General features: G+C 48.9%; 1 protein-coding gene and 1 pseudogene. Both read right to left on the reverse strand.

The window, feature by feature from the left end; genetic code table 11:
- A pseudogene (locus ACTG3Z_RS17535) lies at positions 1 to 633 on the reverse strand (nicotinate phosphoribosyltransferase); the annotation flags it as partial.
- A gap of 53 nt (positions 634 to 686) precedes the next feature.
- The coding region (locus tag ACTG3Z_RS17540) for an ATP-binding response regulator (RefSeq protein ID WP_439144286.1) at positions 687 to 1,350 on the reverse strand (664 nt) is incomplete at its 5' end.

Below are 1,350 nucleotides of genomic sequence, written 5' to 3' on the forward strand. Positions count from 1 at the left end.
TTCGCGCATCGCTTGAACGCACCAGTCTTGCCAGAGGAACGAATGGCGTCTGCGCGTGCCAAAATCAGCGATGCGCAAATTTTCCACACCGCGCAAGCGTTCAACCTTTTCCCAAACCCGGGTCATCGCGCGCGCATAAAGAACTTGGAGTTCGAATTTGCCCATACTGTCCAAAACGGCGCGGCTGCGGAGTTCCATCAATACCGCAAGCGCGGGAATTTCCCAAAGCATGACCTCGCACCATTTGCCCTCAAATGTGAGTTCATATTGGCCGTCACGCTTTTCCAAATGGTATTCTGGCAAGCGCATATTTTCAAACCATTCCATAAAATCAGAGCGGAACATCTGGCGCTTGCCATAGAAAGTATTACCGCGAAGCCATGTGCTTTCACCGCGATTGAGCGAAAGCGAGCGAATGTGATCAAGCTGCTCACGCAGTTCACCTTCGTCGATAAGTTCAGCCATTTTCACTGACTTCGTACGATTGATGAGGCTGAATTTCACATGTGTGTCAGGATGACTTTGGAATACCGATTGGCACATCAAAAGTTTGTAAAAGTCGTCATCGATTAGAGAACGAACGATTGGATCGATCTTCCATTTGTGATTCCACACGCGCGTCGCAATATCCAAGACCGGCCCTCACCTAATAATTTCAACCCTGATACGCGAAGACTTTGGGCGGATCAAAGCGGATTTGTAGAACGTGCCGCACTGAAGTCAGCAAGCTTGCCCAGCAGATCCGTTTTTTTCACGGGCTTGGAAAGAAAATCATCCATCCCCGCCGCAAAGCAGGCATCGCGATCACTGGCAAATGCATTCGCCGTTAACGCGATAATATGAGGCTGGGTGCCACGAGATTGTCTAATTCGCTTTGTTGCTTCCAGCCCGTCCATTTCAGGCATCGACATATCCATGAAAATCAAATCGGGAGTCATTGAACGCACAGTTTCTACAGCTTCTTTGCCATCATGTGCGAAGTGGATATCTAGTGGCAAACCCTTCAGGTATTTAGAGATTAAGAACCTGTTGGTTTTGTTGTCCTCGGCGATAAGCACTGACAAAGGAGCAATTTCCACAACCTGATCTTGGCACTGATCAGTTGGCAAATTTTGCAGAACAGAGCGCCCGAGGTGAAGTCTAACAGTAAACGTGGATCCTTTCTCAAATTCAGATATGACTGAGATATCACCCTGCATCATTTCTGCGAGTTGCTGAGAAATCGACAGGCCCAGACCCGTTCCGCCAAAACGGCGGGTGGTTTTACCGTCTGCTAGGCTTTGTTGCACAAATCGGGCACTGTAGGATTCACTGTGTGAATCCAGCGTGATAGCTCGCGGACATGAGCAG

The organism is Planktotalea sp., assembly GCF_965659345.1.
Lineage (GTDB): Bacteria > Pseudomonadota > Alphaproteobacteria > Rhodobacterales > Rhodobacteraceae > Planktotalea.